Annotated in this window: 15 protein-coding genes; 7 read left to right on the forward strand and 8 right to left on the reverse strand. The window is 33.5% G+C overall.

The window, feature by feature from the left end; all coding sequences use genetic code 11:
* Positions 1-8: 8 nt before the first annotated feature.
* The 3 genes from QZ659_RS05430 to QZ659_RS05440 are packed head-to-tail and all read right to left on the reverse strand — an operon-like array spanning position 9 to position 4,567.
* A complete protein-coding gene (locus QZ659_RS05430; RefSeq protein WP_291723062.1) occupies positions 9-626 on the reverse strand; it encodes a hypothetical protein in 618 nt (205 codons plus the stop codon).
* A gap of 26 nt (positions 627-652) precedes the next feature.
* The gene (locus QZ659_RS05435; protein WP_291723065.1) at positions 653-2,368 is read right to left on the reverse strand and encodes a DNA polymerase/3'-5' exonuclease PolX; all 1,716 of its coding nucleotides are present in this window, start codon (positions 2,366-2,368) and stop codon (positions 653-655) included.
* A gap of 42 nt (positions 2,369-2,410) precedes the next feature.
* Positions 2,411-4,567 carry a 7TM diverse intracellular signaling domain-containing protein gene (locus tag QZ659_RS05440; protein WP_291723067.1) on the reverse strand — a complete coding sequence of 719 codons (2,157 nt, stop codon included), beginning with the start codon at positions 4,565-4,567 and terminating at the stop codon, positions 2,411-2,413.
* Between the two features lie 358 nt (positions 4,568-4,925).
* Between QZ659_RS05440 and QZ659_RS05445 the strand changes: the two genes are divergently transcribed.
* The 3 genes from QZ659_RS05445 to QZ659_RS05455 all read left to right on the forward strand — a co-directional run bounded on the left by QZ659_RS05445 (position 4,926) and on the right by QZ659_RS05455 (position 7,727).
* Positions 4,926-6,080, forward strand: coding sequence for a small-conductance mechanosensitive channel (locus QZ659_RS05445; protein WP_291723070.1), 1,155 nt, complete (start codon positions 4,926-4,928; stop codon positions 6,078-6,080).
* Between the two features lie 12 nt (positions 6,081-6,092).
* Positions 6,093-6,734 carry a DUF1361 domain-containing protein gene (locus QZ659_RS05450; protein ID WP_291723073.1) on the forward strand — a complete coding sequence of 214 codons (642 nt, stop codon included), beginning with the start codon at positions 6,093-6,095 and terminating at the stop codon, positions 6,732-6,734.
* A gap of 183 nt (positions 6,735-6,917) precedes the next feature.
* On the forward strand, positions 6,918-7,727 hold the full coding sequence (locus QZ659_RS05455; protein ID WP_291723075.1) for a formylglycine-generating enzyme family protein: 810 nt from the start codon (positions 6,918-6,920) through the stop codon (positions 7,725-7,727).
* Positions 7,728-7,803: 76 nt separating this feature from the next.
* On the opposite strand, the gene QZ659_RS05460 is transcribed toward QZ659_RS05455, so the two are convergent.
* Both QZ659_RS05460 and QZ659_RS05465 read right to left on the reverse strand, forming a co-directional pair.
* Complete coding sequence (locus tag QZ659_RS05460; protein WP_291723079.1) at positions 7,804-9,129, reverse strand: tetratricopeptide repeat protein; 1,326 nt, start codon at positions 9,127-9,129, stop codon at positions 7,804-7,806.
* 57 nt (positions 9,130-9,186) lie between these two features.
* Positions 9,187-9,798, reverse strand: a complete 612-nt coding sequence (locus tag QZ659_RS05465; RefSeq protein ID WP_291723082.1) for a fumarylacetoacetate hydrolase family protein — start codon at positions 9,796-9,798, stop codon at positions 9,187-9,189.
* 299 nt (positions 9,799-10,097) lie between these two features.
* Between QZ659_RS05465 and QZ659_RS05470 the strand changes: the two genes are divergently transcribed.
* A complete protein-coding gene (locus QZ659_RS05470) occupies positions 10,098-12,128 on the forward strand; it encodes a CBS domain-containing protein (RefSeq protein ID WP_291723085.1) in 2,031 nt (676 codons plus the stop codon).
* A gap of 83 nt (positions 12,129-12,211) precedes the next feature.
* Entirely contained in the window at positions 12,212-12,994 is a 783-nt protein-coding gene (locus tag QZ659_RS05475; protein ID WP_291723089.1) for a metallophosphoesterase, read from the forward strand.
* Positions 12,995-13,015: 21 nt separating this feature from the next.
* Here the strand turns inward: QZ659_RS05475 and QZ659_RS05480 are convergent, their stop codons facing one another.
* Both QZ659_RS05480 and QZ659_RS05485 read right to left on the reverse strand, forming a co-directional pair.
* Entirely contained in the window at positions 13,016-13,792 is a 777-nt protein-coding gene (locus QZ659_RS05480) for an EI24 domain-containing protein (protein WP_291723093.1), read from the reverse strand.
* A gap of 51 nt (positions 13,793-13,843) precedes the next feature.
* Positions 13,844-14,845 (reverse strand): DivIVA domain-containing protein, encoded by a 1,002-nt coding sequence (locus QZ659_RS05485; protein WP_291723097.1) that lies wholly within the window; start codon positions 14,843-14,845, stop codon positions 13,844-13,846.
* 256 nt (positions 14,846-15,101) lie between these two features.
* Here QZ659_RS05485 and QZ659_RS05490 point away from each other — a divergent pair, with 256 nt between their 5' ends.
* Positions 15,102-15,269 carry a hypothetical protein gene (locus QZ659_RS05490; protein WP_291723099.1) on the forward strand — a complete coding sequence of 56 codons (168 nt, stop codon included), beginning with the start codon at positions 15,102-15,104 and terminating at the stop codon, positions 15,267-15,269.
* 138 nt (positions 15,270-15,407) lie between these two features.
* Here the strand turns inward: QZ659_RS05490 and QZ659_RS05495 are convergent, their stop codons facing one another.
* A complete protein-coding gene (locus QZ659_RS05495) occupies positions 15,408-16,295 on the reverse strand; it encodes a UbiA family prenyltransferase (RefSeq protein ID WP_291723102.1) in 888 nt (295 codons plus the stop codon).
* Positions 16,296-16,512: 217 nt separating this feature from the next.
* On the opposite strand from QZ659_RS05495, the gene QZ659_RS05500 reads away from it, so the two are divergent.
* Positions 16,513-17,766, forward strand: coding sequence for a hypothetical protein (locus QZ659_RS05500; protein ID WP_291723105.1), 1,254 nt, complete (start codon positions 16,513-16,515; stop codon positions 17,764-17,766).
* The last annotated feature ends 22 nt before the right edge of the window (positions 17,767-17,788 follow it).

Genomic DNA, 17,788 nt, shown 5'->3' on the forward strand with positions numbered 1-17,788 from the left:
TTATTTTACTAGACAGCATGTTCTTCTATAATTTGGATAACATCTTCTAAAATAGCACGAGTTCTTTTTCTCATAGAATTAATGCCATAAATTATAAATCCAATAGATACGCACGTACAAAGAGGAAAGTATATGTAGGAGAAAATATTTTTATCATCTGAAAAAAATCGTTGAAAATTTGTACTTTCAGCCATTCCAATTAGCTCTACAATATTTCCTATCGCAAAAGCAGTAAAAATACTAAAGACACAAAGTAATAATATTGTTGATATAAATGGTATACTAATACTGACTCTTATTTGTCCATCTTTAGCTTTTATGATGCCTTTTAGTTTGGCTGAATCTTTTGAAAACATGGATACACTCCTAAAATAAGCCTTACCTTCTGATTTAAAATAATAGACTATTGAGTTTTTACGTATTTTCCTACCCTTCAAAGAATTACTTGGCACTTGGTAATTTATCTTTGAAGTAAAACGAAACAATTTGAGATAAAAAACAGGCAGAACAAATGATGATATGAGTATAACTTCTACAATACTAAGTAAAATCAAAGTAGCAGCAGAAAAAAATATTCCTACAAATAAATTAATCTCTTTTAGTGGCTCAAAAATATCTAGTATCATATATCAAATACGTTAAATTTTAATTATCACTTACTCTCAATCCAACTCTCAAACTCCTCCACAGAAAGTGTATTGAGGGTTTTAGATTTTAGAAGTCCTCCTTTTTGAGCTACTTTTACGCCCCAGTTGCTGTCTTTTAGACCTTCGGTAGAATGTGCATCTGGACTGATACAGAGCCACACCTTTTTTTGCATTGCATAATCAATCCATTTCCAATCCAAATCTAAGCGATACGGATTTGCATTTATTTCAATCGCTACATTGCATTCTGCACAAGCATCAATGATTTTTTTGTGGTCTATTGGGTAGCCTTCACGTCTTAAAAGTAGTCTTCCTGTGGGGTGTCCTAAGATTTTTGTATATGGATTTTGAATGGCTTTTAAAAGACGTTCAGTTGCTTTTTCTTCACTCATTCCTAGTGTAGAATGCACAGAAGCAATCACTACTTCAAAGCCTTTGAGCGTATTTTCATCATAATCCAAACTTCCATCATTCAAAATATCGGATTCTATTCCTTTGAAGATACGGAAAGGAGCTAGTTTTTGATTCAAGATTTCTATTTCTTCCCACTGTTTTTCTACTCGTTCTTTGTTCAAGCCGTTAGCATAAAAAGCAGATTGTGAGTGGTCAGAAATTACTAGATACGAATGCCCTAACTCTTGGGCTGCTAAAGCCATTTGTTCGATGCTGTTTTGTCCGTCGCTGTACGTAGAATGGTTGTGGATTGTTCCCTTTAAGTCTTGCAGCTCTAAAAGTTCAGATTGCGAATTTTCTTTTATCCATTTCCATTCGCTATTATTATTTTCTCTTCCATTTCGGAGAGGTGCAGGAATAAATTTTGCTCCTATCTTTTTATAAATCTCTTCTTCTGACTCTGATTTTTGATATGAATATTCAAGTAAAGAAACTTCTTCGTTTACTGCATTTTTTTCAGCATAATTGAGGTGCGAAGTAGAAGCCGATTCTCTCAACAGTTTCCCATAAAAACTTTCTTTATCTGTAAAATGAATTTCTATATTCAAATCAACTTCATCAAAATTTCCTTTCCAAAGAAACGGCGAGCTTTGTTTTTTATCTTGACTAATTCCGTCCAAATCATTTAAAAACTCAAAGGCTTCTTTAGTAGTTTTTTCTTTTTTCAGAATAGCCACAAAAGAAATAGTATCAATAACAGGTTCGTGCCTTCTGCCTTGTCCTGCTACATTTATTTTTTCTATAAAATCTTGTTTTTCTAAGTTTTGAATAATATAATCTGAATACTGAAAAGCTACATTGATTCGATGTTTCCCCTCTTGTTTTTCTAAAAACTTTATCTGACTAGCAATATTTTCAGCTGTTTTCTTACCAAAGCCTTTTGTTTTTTCTAGTGAGCCATCTTGTGTAGCTTCGTAGAGGTCTTTTGTAGTTTCAATGTCTAATTCTTGCCAAATTACACGAATTTTCTTTGCTCCTAAGCCTTTAATATTGAGCATTTCAAAAACTCCTGTGGGTGTTTGTGCTGTAAGGTCATCTAATTCCTTAAAACTTCCATTTTCTAAAAGAGAAAATATTTTCTCACTCATATTTTGACTAAAACCTAACTCTACAAGCTGTTTTTGAGAGAGTTCGGCAGCCACTTCATTCAGATTTTCTAAACGTGTTGCTGTTCCTGTATAAGAACGAACCTTAAAGGAATTTTCATTGTGGAGTTCTAAAAGTGAACCTGTCAGTTTGAAGGCTTGAGCGAGCTGTTTGTTAGTCATTTTGCTGGTAGAAATTAGAATCGTCGATTTTTATGCAATATATCAACTTTCTAATTTGAAACCTATTAGGAGCATATCATCTATTTGCTTATGAAATCCTTTCCATGTATTGATCACCTCTTCTACTTTTTGTTCCTGCTCTGTAAATGGAGCTTCCTGTATTTCTGTAAGCAGTTGGTAGAGACGACGAGGCATAAACTTTTTATTTCGCTCTCCCCCAAACTGATCTTGTATTCCATCAGAATAAAGATAGAAAGTAGTTGGTTTATCTATAAATACTTTATGCAACTTAAACTTTTGTCCTTTAAAATAATCTGTTGCTCCTCCAATGATTATTTTATCTCCTTTTATTTTATGCATTTCTCCTTGCTGAAAATAAACAAGAGGTTGTTTAGCTCCTGCATATTCTAAAAAGGGTTTTTCTACAGAAAGATTGATTCGGCAAATGGCAATATCCATTCCGTCTCTGTTTGTACCACTCTTTTGCTTTAAGGCTCTAGTAATTTCTAATCGGAGTGTATTAAGTATTTCATCTGGATGAAGAATGTTTTTAGCATGAATAATTTGATGTAGTAAATCATTTCCTATTAAAGACATAAATGCACCAGGAACACCATGTCCAGTACAATCTACTGAAGCGATAAAGATATCTTGTTCTTTTTTAGAATAAAAGTAAAAATCTCCAGAAACGACATCTTTAGGTCGGAAGAAAATCATACTCTTTGGCAAATTTTCTTTTATCTCTGAAAGACTTGGTAATATAGCTCCTTGAATTTGCTGAGCGTAAGTAATACTAGATAAAATATCTTGATTCTTTTTTTCTATGAGTATGTTTTGTTCATTTAGCCTTTCTAAGTTTACTGAAAGCTCTTCATTTACTACATTGAGTTCTTCTGTACGTTCTTCTACCTTTTCTTCTAACCTCTTGTTTTGAGTTTCTACAAACTTTCTGTGTTCTTCAGAGGTTTTGAGCAGCTCTGCTTGTATGAACTCTTTCTCTCTTCGTATAATATTCATTCTATCTCCTAAAGCTAAAGAGAACATCCAAACCTCTAAGGCTACCCCAAAATATAAAGCATTGCGAGTATATGGATTAAAAGGAATAACACCAAATAAAACAAAGAAAAAAGTAAAAACTCCTGTAATCATAAAAGTCCAGCCTAAAGCATAAAAACGGGCTTGTTTATCTCCTTTGAAGGCATAATAATAAGCAGTAACTAAGCAAGTAGCATAGAGCAATAATATACATCCTTGGAAAGGAGCAACAGTATCCACCAATTCTACTCCAAATAAGGTAAGGAGAGGAAATACACCAGATATAATTACAAGTTCTGCTATAATAATTTGCCTAACTATTTTTCCTTTTGAACTACTAAGATTTAAGTATTTAATACAGAAAATCCCTATAAATAAATACACAAAAGGATGCCAAAACAAAAAGTAATTATTCCACCATTTCTTATCAATAAAGCCAATATTTATATCTTGAATGAAAGGATAACCATTGGCGTAGGTCATTGATATAGACATTAGTAGTAAATATCCAATATAATATACATATATAATGTCTTTAGTAGAGAGATATATGAAAGCATTATAGAGAATCATGATTATCATAATTCCTAAGAACCCTGCCGTAAGAAAATCATTTTTTGTCTTGTTTTTGTAAAGAGCAGGTAATGTTCCAATTTGAAGAGGTAACTCAAAGGTTAGAGCTTCTTCAACTCTCAAGTAATAAGTGTTTTGGGTCTGATAAGTTGGCTTAGTTGTAGTAAGTGGAAACCAAAATAAATTTACGTCTACCAATTTAGATTGCTCTGGGCGAAATGTACCTGTTTGTGCAACTAATGAATAATTTGAAGAGCTATCAAGAGCAAAAAAATCTATATATCTTGCATAGGTACTACCAGCTTCTAGCCAAAGTTTGTCATTAGTGAGGTTATTGACAGTAATCTTAAACCAAAATGCACTACGAGTTGCTGCATAAGTAAATACTTTTTTATTATTTAATTTGAACTGCTGCTGATATGCATCTGATAATACATCATTTATGGTAAGTGTTCCTGTTTTGTCTTCTAAAAACTCTATTGTTTCTCCTATTACCATAATTTCCTTTGCATCTTCAAACTGAATAACTCTATCTTGAGCAAACAAAACTATTGGTATAAAAACAAAAAAAAGTATATAAAAGTATTTCATTTTTTTAGTGCAAAGGTATTAATTTTGATAAGTGAATTTTAACTTTCAAATAACTTAGACGAGCTCAAACTAAATTTAATATTTTTACTATTAAAAGCCAAGTTTAAAACTATAACATAGTATGTTTTTTAGGAAAAAATGTTAGCTTTAGATTTAGAGCTTGTTTAAAATTAGTTCTTTGAGCTACAAATGATAAATTTTAGCCTATATCTGTGTTATTTTTTCGTCAAATAGTTTGCTATTCTCCTTAAAAATACCTTGATGAGTCAAAAAATTTCTTATTTTCACTAGATGTAAAATGAAAAATTTAAACAAGCCTTAAATTAATTCAAATTTCAAACTTATACTACTTAGACTAATGAAAAATAGAAAGCTACTGCTCATATCATTTCTTTTAGTATTTATTATTCCTACTGTATCTTCTTATATAAAATGGGGTGGCATGCCCCCTGGGTATGGTTTTTTTCCTGCACAAAAAGTTGTTACAGACCCTCCTTTCAACCTTACTTATTTTATATTAGCTAGTATCGTTGCTGTTATAATTTTACTCTTTCTTCTTTTTCCAAGGATTTTTGGTTTTAAAAAATATACACCTATAACTCCCCCTCCTCCTAAAGTAAGTTATCCAAAATGGTTTTATCCAGCAGTAGTGATTACACTTATAAGCTGGTTCTTGATGTGGGCAAGAATAAAAATTTTATATCCTATAGAACATTTTACCTTCGTTCCTCTTTGGTGGGGGTTTATTTTTGTTTTAGATGGAATAGTTTATAAGAGAAATGGTGGTGTATCTTTGATTTCATCTAAACCCAATACAATGAAACTACTGGCTGTAAGCTCTGCATTCAGTTGGTTTGTATTTGAATATTTGAATTTTTTTGTCCTAGAAAATTGGTATTACCCTAACAATAAAGTCCTAACCAACTTTGGAAATATCTCTTGGCAACTCTTGTCTTACACTACTGTTCTTCCAGCCATTTTTGAGTGGTATTCACTTCTAAAAACTTTTAAAGGCATCAATAACTACTACAAAAAAGGACCTTCTATCAAACCATCAAATCTAGTACAATGGGTGCTTCTCATATTAGGTTTTATACTTTTGTTATTGATGGGCTACTTCCCTTTCATTCTCTTTTGGGTTCTTTGGGTGTCTTTAGTTCCTGTTTTAGTTCCAGCTATGAGTATATCTAAGCTTTGGAATCCTTTTACTGCTATATCGGAAAAGGGAGATTGGTCGTTTGTAATTTTGATTGCAATCGCTACTGTTGTTAATGGTTTTTTCTGGGAGTTTTGGAATTTTGGAAGTGAGTGGTTTCACGATTATGCTCCTACTAATCCTAACTACTGGAAATATGCAATTCCTTACTTAGATAAATTTCATATTTTCTCTGAAATGCCTGTACTTGGCTACTTTGGCTATTTATTTTTTGGTAACGTGTGTTGGGTACTGTGGTTAGTTGTAGCTTATCTTGTCGGATTTGACCCTTCTATAAAATTAAAAAATCAAGATTAATAATTTATGGTTATGGCTTCTAACAAAAAGAAATATCTCACTACACTTCTTATCTCAACAATTTTGTCAGTTGGAATACTTTTCGTTCGCAATTTGGTAGAAAATAATTCTAACTACAACTTTTTGCTTTGGAATTTATTTTTAGGATTTATTCCTTTTGGAGTAGTTTTGCTAATTGATATTTTCTACCAAAAATTAAATACAATCCTTATTGTCTTAGGTGTTTGTCTTTGGCTTCTTTTCTATCCAAATGCTCCCTATATGATTAGTGATTTGATTCATGTAGATAAAAATAGTTCTGTTGTGTTATATGATACACTTATTATTTTTTCACTTTCTATTCTGTCTCTCTTTTATGGGTTCTATTCTTTAAAGTTAGTATATGAAATCTTAGTCAAATGGAAAAGCAAAAAGATTGCAAACTTTCTTATCAGTTTCTGTATTGTCTTGAGTAGCTTTGGAATTTACTTAGGTAGAATACTACGACTTAATTCTTGGGACGTATTTACTAAGCCTATCCAAACAGCAATTACTATTTTTGAACATCTTTTTCCAGTTACGAAAAATCCTGTTACTTATTTAGTAATTTTTCTCTTCAGTTTTGTACAGTTTATGGTATGGTTTCTTATTAAAGACTTCAAGTATGTAGAATAGATTTTACACTTTCATAATATTTTATTTTTATAAATTTTGAGATGTAAAAAATAAGTGAAAGTTATAGGTACTAACATTGGCAAGATTTTTTCCTTACTGTTTTGTGTATTTTTATACTTTAGACATTTAGTGTTAAACCTATCTTCATACCAATTACCTTTTTAACTTGCCAGATAACGTTTTATGAAAACTCGTTTTACTTCTACTCACATTTTTTCTTTTTTTCTTTCTGCCTTTGGAATAGCTATCATTATCTTAGGAAGTGGTTTTTTTCCTGCTTCGTTAGATAAAGAATACACTCATTCTACCCATTATTTTGCCAAGACACAACAAGACACCACAGGAATGGTCTTGGTAAAAGGAAGTATTTTCAATATGGGCAGCACTACTTTTGAAAATGAAATGCCTATCCATGAAGTGGAACTAGATGATTTCTATATGGGTAGGTATGAAGTTACTGTCAAAGAATACAGAGCTTTTTGTGAGGCAACAGGCAGAGATATGCCTAAAGAACCAATGTGGGGCTGGGACGATAATCACCCTATTGTTGGAGTAACATGGGATGATGCTAATCAATATGCTGAATGGGCTGGAAAACGCCTTCCTACAGAAGCTGAGTGGGAATATGCAGCACGAGGAGGACTAAAAACAAATCATTATACATATTCAGGAGCAAATTATGCTGAAGTTGTGGGCTGGTATGAAAGAAACTCTGTTGAGATGGTACAACCAGTAGGGTTGAAAAAACCAAATGAATTAGGTATTTATGATATGTCTGGAAACGTATGGGAGTGGTGTTACGACCATTATGGACGTTATCAGCAGCATCGTCAGAAAAATCCTAAAGGAGTTCCACAAGGCTTGAATCGTTCTATCAGAGGAGGCAGTTGGTTTGGAAACAAAGGAAATCTACGTATTGCCAACCGTTATTACAATCCACAAGGTTTTGGAAGCAATTTGATTGGTTTTAGAGTAGCAATGGATGCTAAATAATGATTAATGGTAAATTGTGAATGATAAATGAAATTACGAAATCAACTCTATCACAAACACCAATTTATAATTTTACTTATTCTCTAAGTTTGCTAAGTTCCCAATGAGCTGCATCTTCAAAAACACCTCGTTTGGCTTGTTCGAAGGCTTTTTCAGCTTCTCCATAGTTTTTGAGTCTTTTTTGTAATAATCCTAACAGAAAATAATATTTTGAGCGAGTTTCATTATCTAGTTTTGGAAATTTTTTGAGGGCTTGCTCTACAATTACTACTCCTTCTTTATCTTTAATAGTTTTATAATTTGCAATAGCCTCCAAAAAATATACTTCTTGCCTATTAGGCTCTAATTGTAAACATGAATCGGCTACTTTAATGGCTTCATTATAACGTTTTTCATATACACAAAGGCGAGTAAGGTCATAATAGTAGGCTGCATCGTGTGATTTGTGTTCAGAAAATTTTATTTTTTGTCGAATATGGTCTATAACTTCTGACCTATCCTCTTTTTGATGCTCTACCTTATTGAGAAAAACTTGTGCAGGAGAATAGTCAGTCTTGATAGTGAGGGCAGTTCGAAGATAGCGCATACTTTTATCAAAGTCGTACATAAAAAAATACACATAACCCAAATTGTAATAATACTTCGGAGCTGTGTTTTCTAGCTCTGTTTTCAATCTTTTATCTTGTATTCTTGCATAGTAGGTTGCCATACCATCAAAGTCTTGCAAGCGAAAAGCACAACTGGTATAAATAAAAGCTGCTTTCTGAACAGGATATGCATTTGAATTGGTCTTTTCTAAAATAGGTTTCGTCAGTTTTTGGGCATTTTCATACTCTGAATTTTGATAGAGAATATTTGCCAAAGCAAGTGCCACAGGAGGAGGAATTTTTTCTATTTCTTGTGATTTGAAATACGTATCTGCATACGCCACAGTTTCTTTATCTATTTTCTGTGTAGCATCAGAAAGAACAATAATTCTTGCCAAAATCGTATTTTTCTCCTCTTCTTGCGTACTTGGGACATGAAGAAGTGCTGTCTTATAATAAGCAAATGCCTGCTCTGCCGAATCTATTTTTTCATAAAGAAACCCTAATCTATAATTGGCTTCAAAATTAGTTTTATCTATTTTTATAGCCTCTTTATAAAGTTCAACTGCTTTTGGAACATTTTTGAGTTGCTCTAAATAAAAGCCTGTATAATAAAGTAACTCCGAATTTTTACTATCTGCATTGAGTGCTGACTTGAGCAACTCTAAGCCTTCCTTCGGATTTCCATTTTGTGCCATCTCAACGGCTTTGTTGTAGGCTTCTGGCTGTGCTTGTAAAGAATTAGAGACAAAAAGTATGAAAAATAGCAAGCTATTTAGCATTAGAAATTGAACAGATAAACATTTACTTTTCATACTTTTTCAATCTTTTTTAACCGTCGTTGAGGTCAAGACTATCAACAAGGCTTTGTTTTATTTAATTTCGAAATCTAACATTTTTTTCTCTCTTATAAAACCCTCTAACCTATCGCCAATGTTTATTTTTCCTACTCCTGCTGGCGTACCTGTAAAGATAATATCTCCTACTTTGAGTGTAAAAAAGGTAGAAATATAAGCTATAATTTCATTAAAATTCCAAATCATAAGCTCGTTATTTCCTTTTTGGCGTGTCTGTCCGTTTACATTCAAGTGAAAATCAATAGAATTGAGGTCTCTTAACGTCGAAATATCTATCCATTCTGAAATAGGTGCAGAACCATTGAAGCCTTTAGCAATATCCCACGGAAGACCTTTTTCCTTAGCTTTGGATTGCAAATCTCTTGCCGTAAAATCTATCCCTAAACCAATTTTATCATAATATGAAGCTGCAAACTGTTCTTCAATGTATTTTCCTTCCTTACATATTCTCAAAATGAGTTCTGCTTCATGATGAATATCTTTACTAAAATCTGGGTGATAAAATGGGTCATTATTTTTGAGAATAGCCGTATCTGGCTTTAAAAAAATGACAGGTTCAGAAGGACGTTCGTTATTGAGTTCGGCAATATGGTCAGCGTAATTTCTACCAATACAAAGAATTTTCATAATTTATAAATTGATGGATAAGTGTGTAGGGCAAAGATGTATCTTTGACAAAAATCATTTTAACAACAAAAATACAAAATCATAAGTGTTTATTTTAAATCTGTAAGGACAATGCCTGTTTTGTTCTTATGAATAAATAAAAGTGAAATAAGGTTTTGTCTAGAAAGCATTTTATAAAAATTTGGCAAACAAGCATTCTATTAAATTAAAATTTGTATTTTAGACCAAACTATAATATAATCATCTACAAAAACATACTACTTAAAAAATATTTTCACAAACACAGATATATAATTTTTATGGGAGACTTGAACGTAAGAATAGCAGACAATCAGCTTGACCTCAATGAGTTTACACGCTACCTACTCAAAGATATTCAAGCCCTTGAATTGATGCTCAAAAAAGATTGCTTCGATACAGAACAAATGCACATTGGAGCAGAACAAGAAATCTGTTTGGTAGATGACCACGGAAAACCCTCTGCCACAGCCTTAGAAGTATTGGAAGCCTTAGGAAATGAAAATTTTACCACCGAACTTGCTCGCTTCAATGTAGAATGTAATTTAGAGCCACAGCCTTTCAAGGGAGATTGTTTTTCCAAACTAGAAGCTGAGACAATAGAATTATTAAAAGCATTAGAGAAAATTACAAAAAAACATGATATAGATTATATCTTAACAGGAATCCTTCCCACTATTCGAAAGTTTGACCTAACGACGGCTAATATTACTCCCTTAGACCGTTATTATGCTTTAATGAACTCATTAAAAAAATTGAGAGGAAAAGAAACCTACGAGCTCAAAATTGAAGGAATAGACGAACTCAATACATTGCATGATACAGCACTTGTGGAGGCGTGCAATACCAGTTTTCAAGTGCATTTACAAGTAAAACCAGAAAATTTTGTTTCAAAATATAATGTTGCAATGGCTATTTCAGCACCCATTTTGGCAGCAGCTTGCAACTCTCCGATGCTTTTCAATAAGCGTCTTTGGAGTGAAACAAGAATTGCACTTTTCCGTCAGTCAGTCGACACTCGTATTTCATCAGAGCATTTGCGTGAGCGCAGTCCTCGTGTGATGTTTGGCAATAAATGGCTCAAAGGTTCTATCTTAGATTTGTATCGTGAGGATATTATGCGTTTTAGAGTTCTCTTGACAACAGATATTGATGAAGATGTTTTGAAGATGGTTCAAGAAGGCAAAACACCAAAATTACGTGCTTTGAATGTTCATAATTCGACAGTATATCGTTGGAATCGTCCGTGTTATGGTGTAAGTCCAAATGGAAAACCTCATTTGAGAATCGAAAACCGTATTTTGCCAGCAGGTCCAACAGTGGTAGATGAAGTAGCCAATGCAGCTCTTTGGATTGGTGCAATGAATGCCTTTGAAGATACTTATCCAGACGTAAGCGAAATAATGGAGTTTGATGATGCTCGTGCTAATTTTATGAATGTAGCTCGCCATGGCTTGCGTGTGGATGTAAAGTGGGTCAATGGTAAAAAAATGAGTATAAAGGATTTACTTTTGAAAGAAATAATTCCAATGGCAAGAAAAGGCTTGCAAAAAGCTAGAGTAAATCAGACTGACATCGATAAATATATTGGTGTAATTGAAGCTCGTGTAAAATCCGAACAAACAGGAGCAAATTGGATGCTTCAATCCTATTCCAAACTCATCAAACAAACTACAAAAGAGGAAGTGATGACAGCCATCACAGTAGCGATTGCAGCCAAACAAAAGAGTAACAAACCTATTCATACGTGGAAACTCGCCACGATTGAAGATATTTCGGATTGGCAGCCTTCAGATTTGTTAGTGGAAGAGTTTATGGACACTGACCTTTTTACGGTTACAGAAGATGATGTACCCGAGTTTGCAGCCGATATTATGGACTGGCAGCGCATTCGTTACTTGCCTGTGGAATGTCGTGATGGTGTTTTGGGTGGGCTTGTCTCTTCTCGTCTTTTGCTTCGTTATTTTACTTCTCAACAAAGAGATATAAAAAATAATGTCAAGACAGTAAAAGATTTGATGATAACCAATGTCCATACTGTTTCTCCAGAGGCAAATATCTATGAAGCTATGGACTTGATGCGAAAACACAAAGTGGGATGCTTGCCTGTGGTGGCAAATAAAAACCTTGTTGGAATTATTACAGAGGCTAATTTCTTAAATATTACAGCTAGTCTGTTGAAACGCATTGCAGAGCGCAGAAGAAAACGCAGAGAACAGAACGGGAAGAGTGAAAAATCAAACAATATTTCACAACCTCAAAACCTAAAAGAACTAGAAATTAGTATAGAAGATATAAAAGTAGAAAAGTAAACTTTGTAAAACCCTAAGATGAAAGTCTTGGGGTTTTTGAATTAAATCTTTTAATAAAAATACCATCAAGAAATTTAGAATCTATGAGTAAAAAAAACCATCTTTTACCTCAAATATTCCCAAAAAAGTTTACCCAAAAAATTCCAAAAAATGAAGGCAGACGTTTTGCTATTAGTGATATTCACGGCTGTGGCAAAACGTTTATGTATTTGGTAGAAGATATTTTAAATCTTAAAAAAAATGACCAACTTTTTATTTTGGGAGATTTAATAGACAGAGGCGAAAATTCTATTCTCTTATTGAATTATATCCTAGAAAAGCAACAAGAAGGCTATCAAATTTTTGTCTTGATAGGCAATCACGAACAAATGCTTTTAGATTTTTATCATCAGAATGATAATTATTTACATAGGAAAACCATAGCAAGAAACCATTTGGAAGAGTTGGTTAATGAGAAAGGAAAGATAAAGAAAAAATATGCTGATTTTTTTGATGATATGCTTTTCTATATTGAGCTAGAAAACTGCTTTTTAGTCCACGCTGGTTTTGATGTAGGTTATGAACCTCTCAACGATGAAGATTTGTTTACCAACACTCATGCTATGCTTTGGATTCGGAAATTTAAAGGAAATCTATACAAGACTAATCAGAAGCCTGTTGTACACGGACATGTAGTGCATAACTTAGAAGCAATAAAACAAAACCTTGAACTAGCCAAAGAAAACCGAACGGCTATTGTTCCGATTGATAATGGGTGTGTATATGTAACTTTAGGAAAGTACAGAAAATATAAAGGCGAAGTAGGAAATCTTTGTGCCATTGAGTTAAATTCTTGGGAACTCTTTTATACACCTTACAGAATGTAGTATCGTACCTCAACAACGGTGTTACACCTCAGTTACAGAACCTTCCTCCAATTCATAAATTCCCAAACCAGCCGAAATACATGCCCAAATAGGCGCAAATAAAATTCCTAAAACAGGAATCAGAATCATAAGGTACATGGTCAGCCCTACGCCCACAGCAAAAGGACGGTGTTTTTTTACAGTTTCTCTACTTTCTTTTACTCCCAATTTCATAAACTCATTCCTTAAGTCTATCATTCCAAAGCCTAGAAAATAAGACTCTACCAAAATAACGATGATGGTTGTAAAGGGAGACAAAAATGAGACAAAAATTCCTAGCAAAATAAGAGGAATGGTAATGCCCAGTTCTATGGCTAGATTAGTAAGACTAATTGTAAGACCACGTTTCAAATCACTAACAAATTGAGGAAATTGAAATTCTTCGTTAGGACGGTCTGGATGCAGAATTTCCTGTACTTTTGCAGCCACAATAGAAAGTGCTGGAGCAAGCAAAATAAGCATCAGATATTTATATAACTTCAAATAAATTAAGACAGAAGCTACTGAAACTAAGAATATAACCAAATAAGAAAGTCCTTTTTGCCACCAGTTTTCAGGATTTTCTAAGCCTACCAAACTTTCTAACCAGTCTATCGTATCTCCAACAAAATAATACCCTAACACTCCCACAGAAAGAAAAATAACTAGATTCAAAAAGGCAGGAAGTAAATGATATTTCCAAAGATTGTGTTCTTTTGTAAACGAAAAAGCCTTTCCATACAAACGAACGCCTAATAAAAATTTCTTAAATGGATTCATTTTATATTATTTTTCTATTCTAAAATCTGCAATCTAAGTTCTGAATTGATTTTATAAATCACTCAAATCAAAAATTACACCTCTTGAGCGTGAAGACGATGAAGTATCTTTTTGAGCTTGTTGAGTTTTTTCTACTTTCTGTTCTTGTTCTCTTATTTTTTTAGCAAACTCTTGTCTGTCTTTTTCTTCTTGAGCTTCCAACTCTTTTCTGATACGTTCTTGATTTAGTCGGTCTTGTTCTAATTCTTGTCTTATTTTTTCTTGTTCTTCTCTTGTTTTCTGCTCGGCTTCATATTTCATTTCTTGACGCATTTCTGGAACAACTTTTCTTGGCGTTTCTTTGTCATACTCATTACTTTGAGAATAATCAGAATATGAAACGTCTGTTTGAGAATATAAATCTTGATAATTTCCTCCTTCTAGCAGCCTTAATTGTTCCCTAATCATTTGGCTCTGTTGTTGGTGCATTCTTTCGGCACGCTCCAATGCTTTTTCAGAGGTATGTTCCACATCAAGTTTTGCCAAACGGTCAATTTTTGAAAGAGCTGTTTCCATAAAACTTTTAAGCTCCTGCATCATTTGTGCTTTCTGCTGCGCACTATACTCATAGGCATAATTCAAAAGTTTTATCTCTCGCTTCATTTCTGTAAGCGTTTGGTCAGCAAGCTGTTGTGTACTCAAAAGAACTTGCTTGGCATTCGATTTTGCAGTCTGAAGAAGTGCATCAGCTTGCATTTTTCCTTCCAAAATCATCAAATCTGCTCGCTTCTGTGCCTGTTCTAAGTTCAGACGGTTGGCTTCTTGTGCGTGTGAGAGCGATTCTAAAAGAGTACGTTCAATTTCCTTGAGCTTGGCAAGTTCGGAATGCAAGTAGCCTACTTGTCTTTCAAGTTCTTCGTTGCGATGAGCTACCGAACTCATATTTTCGGCAATATCAGAAAGATATTCGCTTACATCTTCCTTACGATAACCACCAAAGGTAACTTGTTTGAAAGATTGTTTGCGAATTTGTGTTGGGGCGATAGGAGACTTGCCTGTGCTGCGTTCTGCCATAGCTCTTTGTATGCAATTATTTTATGGAATAGGATATAGTTCTGCTAAAATAACATTTTTTTGGAAGAAATGGAGATAAAATGATAAATTAGAAACAAAATGAGTAGCCTTACATAAATATCAGTATTACAAACAGACTTAGATGTTTATTTATGTCATGAGCTATTTTTGGTCTGCTCTGAAGAGGCTGACCTAACTTTCATCAAGGTCAGCTTCAAAAGGTAGTACTGAAGACATAGATTTTTTATTACAAATATTGGATAAGATGAATAATGATAAAGAAAATAGAAGAATCATAAAACAGAACTATCAAACCTTAATTGATTTAGGGATTCCTTCTTATATCTTAGATAATCAAAGAAAATGGTTATTTTTCCTCCAAGAAGGATGGGATGGTGAAAATAACTGGTACTATTTTAAGTAAATGTCTGATACACAACAAATTTCACTTTATGAATTCATAAAGCTAAATAATATTGAATCTTGTTTATCAAAAGAAATTAAATCAAAATTCAACTTATAAGTTTGAAAATAAGTAGGTTACTGTTTCAAAATTATACAGCTACTTCATCAATGTAATAATTGTAAAATAGGCTATCATAGAAAGCGAAGACAAAACATTGAGAAGCATGGTTCGCTGAAAGTTGGCTTGTGAAGCATCTCTCCAAGAAATGATAGTCCAATAGACGAAATAAAGCAAAACAGGAGCAAGAAAGGCTTGAAAGAGCCAAAAATAAAACTCATCTTGGAAAGTAGAGAAATAAAAATAAAATCCTGCTGTTGCGATTCCAAAAAATAGGATAGTAAAAATAAACGTTCCACGGATTCCTAAAAGCAAACTAATAGTTTTATCACCTCGCTTTGCATCTTCTTCATGCTGATAGATTTGTGTCATAGGATACGAACCTAAAAGTAAAATCGAAATCAAGGCAGCAGCAAAAAGATGTCTTTCTTTGTAAAGTACCTCAAAACCATAAAAATCTGTCAGAAAATCTTTTTCAAATGCTAATACACACATCAAGTATGTGCAAGCTCCTTGAAAAATTCCGACCGTCAGCCAGCCTCCAATCGCATATTTTTTCAGCCTAATACTAGGATGGCTGTATGCTTTAGACATCATTCCATAGATAAAAACCAGTAGTGCAAACTGCCAATTTACCAACAGAAAACTAAAAAAAAGTCCTATCACATCAAAGATGAGCGAAGTAAAAAGTAAATCCTGTTTTACTTTAGGTGGATTTTTTAGCCCTCCAATGCTGCCCTCATCTTTGTCGTAAAAACTATTGAATCCGTTGCTGGCAGGATAGACGAAAATATGCAAAATCACAAAGACAGCAAAATACATTTGCCACGTCAGATGCTCTACTTGGCTGGCAGCAAAACAAAATACTGGCATTAGGAAAATGGAAAACGGAATACGAAGGTGAAGAAGTGTAGAACGAGTAATCATAAGAAAATAGTATAGATTCAATTTTTACGAATTACGTATATTTTTCTCTAAAAACTATCAAACATGTCTAGCTTTCTGTTTTTTCTAAGGGTTTTAAGATTCTAATGGCTTATTTTTGTAAATTATCATTAAAAAATAATTTTATTTGAATAAGGATTCTCTAGTAACAACGTTTTAGATACAATAGCCTAGAGTACGTACGAAATTAGCTTCATCAATGAAAAAAATACTATTCCATTTCCTTTTTATATTTTTGTCTGTATTTTGTTTTTCTTCTGTTTTGGCACAGTCTGCTAGTCTTGTCATGGGGAAAGCAGAAACTAGAGAAACTAGAGACTATGACCCTGCCACTTCTGTTGAGGGAACATTCTTGTTTCCAACAGCTTTTGGAAAAATTGCCGTAACAAATACTTCCCACGCCAGACTTTTAGATGAAGTAGAAATTCAGCGTGTAGAACTTGTCTATTCAAAATATCCAAAAACCAATAACTTTCAAGAAATTCAGCAGCGCAAACTCAACTTAGCTCGTCTAAACGAACTTGAAAAAACAGCGCCCCAACTTTTTAAAGAAAATGTAAAATGGGAATTTGTAGCTCACCTTGTCGATAATGCTGCCCAAGCTAAAAATCTATATCATGGTTTTGTGGTGTATTATGATATGAAGGAAAAAGCAAAAACTCAAAAGCAGAAAATACCTGAAACTCCGAAAGAAGAACCCAAAACTCCAGTAGTTCCAACCTTTGCTTACAATGAAGAATCAGCAGAAGCTACCTTCATAAAAGAAGGAAATCCCAAACCTAATTCTACTTATCAAGTCTTTGACCGTCAAGACTGGAAAGATGTGGTGGTGGTTTGTGATTGGACGGCAAGTATGTACCATTTTGCAACACCTGTTTTGCTTTGGCACAACCAACAAAATGCAAAAAGTGATACGTCTTCTATCTTGAATTTCGTTTTTTTTAATGACGGAGATGATACCCCCAACAAGGAAAAAAAAATAGGAAAAACAGGTGGAATTTATGCCACCAAAACGGGAAGTATTGATGAAGCTCTTCAAATGATGGAAACCTCAAAGGCAGCAGGCACAGGAGGCGATTTTCCAGAAAACGATGTAGAAGCCTTACTATATGCTCAAAAAAATTATCCAAAAGCAAAAGCATTAGTTTTGATTGCTGATAATATGGCAAGCGTGCGTGATATAAAACTATTAGAAGAACTCAAAACATCTAAAAAACCTGTTCACATCTTGATTACAAGAACGGAAGAAATTGACCTCATTCGCCCAGAATATTGGGATATTGCCATCCAAACAAAGGGAACAATTCATACGCTAAAACAAGATATTTCTTTAGAAGAAGCCATAAATCATAAGAAACGCTTAGACGAAATTGCAGCCATGAGCAAACGAGAACTCAAAAAGCTAGAACGTAAAGAAAAGAAAAAGTTACGCAAACAAAAAGGAAAATTTTAGATATATATCATTCAAAATGAGT

Source organism: Bernardetia sp. (genome assembly GCF_020630935.1).
Taxonomy (GTDB): domain Bacteria; phylum Bacteroidota; class Bacteroidia; order Cytophagales; family Bernardetiaceae; genus Bernardetia.

What these genes read in the sequence shown, in the direction of transcription:
- QZ659_RS05430 (WP_291723062.1), bottom strand. Translation starts at nt 626, where the DNA reads ATGATACTAGATATTTTTGAGCCACTAAAAGAGATTAATTTATTTGTA.
- QZ659_RS05470 (WP_291723085.1), top strand. Translation starts at nt 10,098, where the DNA reads ATGGGAGACTTGAACGTAAGAATAGCAGACAATCAGCTTGACCTCAAT.
- QZ659_RS05455 (WP_291723075.1), top strand. Translation starts at nt 6,918, where the DNA reads ATGAAAACTCGTTTTACTTCTACTCACATTTTTTCTTTTTTTCTTTCT.
- QZ659_RS05475 (WP_291723089.1), top strand. Translation starts at nt 12,212, where the DNA reads ATGAGTAAAAAAAACCATCTTTTACCTCAAATATTCCCAAAAAAGTTT.
- QZ659_RS05435 (WP_291723065.1), bottom strand. Translation starts at nt 2,368, where the DNA reads ATGACTAACAAACAGCTCGCTCAAGCCTTCAAACTGACAGGTTCACTT.
- QZ659_RS05460 (WP_291723079.1), bottom strand. Translation starts at nt 9,129, where the DNA reads ATGAAAAGTAAATGTTTATCTGTTCAATTTCTAATGCTAAATAGCTTG.
- QZ659_RS05480 (WP_291723093.1), bottom strand. Translation starts at nt 13,792, where the DNA reads ATGAATCCATTTAAGAAATTTTTATTAGGCGTTCGTTTGTATGGAAAG.
- QZ659_RS05450 (WP_291723073.1), top strand. Translation starts at nt 6,093, where the DNA reads ATGGCTTCTAACAAAAAGAAATATCTCACTACACTTCTTATCTCAACA.
- QZ659_RS05445 (WP_291723070.1), top strand. Translation starts at nt 4,926, where the DNA reads ATGAAAAATAGAAAGCTACTGCTCATATCATTTCTTTTAGTATTTATT.
- QZ659_RS05500 (WP_291723105.1), top strand. Translation starts at nt 16,513, where the DNA reads ATGAAAAAAATACTATTCCATTTCCTTTTTATATTTTTGTCTGTATTT.
- QZ659_RS05465 (WP_291723082.1), bottom strand. Translation starts at nt 9,798, where the DNA reads ATGAAAATTCTTTGTATTGGTAGAAATTACGCTGACCATATTGCCGAA.
- QZ659_RS05440 (WP_291723067.1), bottom strand. Translation starts at nt 4,567, where the DNA reads ATGAAATACTTTTATATACTTTTTTTTGTTTTTATACCAATAGTTTTG.
- QZ659_RS05495 (WP_291723102.1), bottom strand. Translation starts at nt 16,295, where the DNA reads ATGATTACTCGTTCTACACTTCTTCACCTTCGTATTCCGTTTTCCATT.
- QZ659_RS05485 (WP_291723097.1), bottom strand. Translation starts at nt 14,845, where the DNA reads ATGGCAGAACGCAGCACAGGCAAGTCTCCTATCGCCCCAACACAAATT.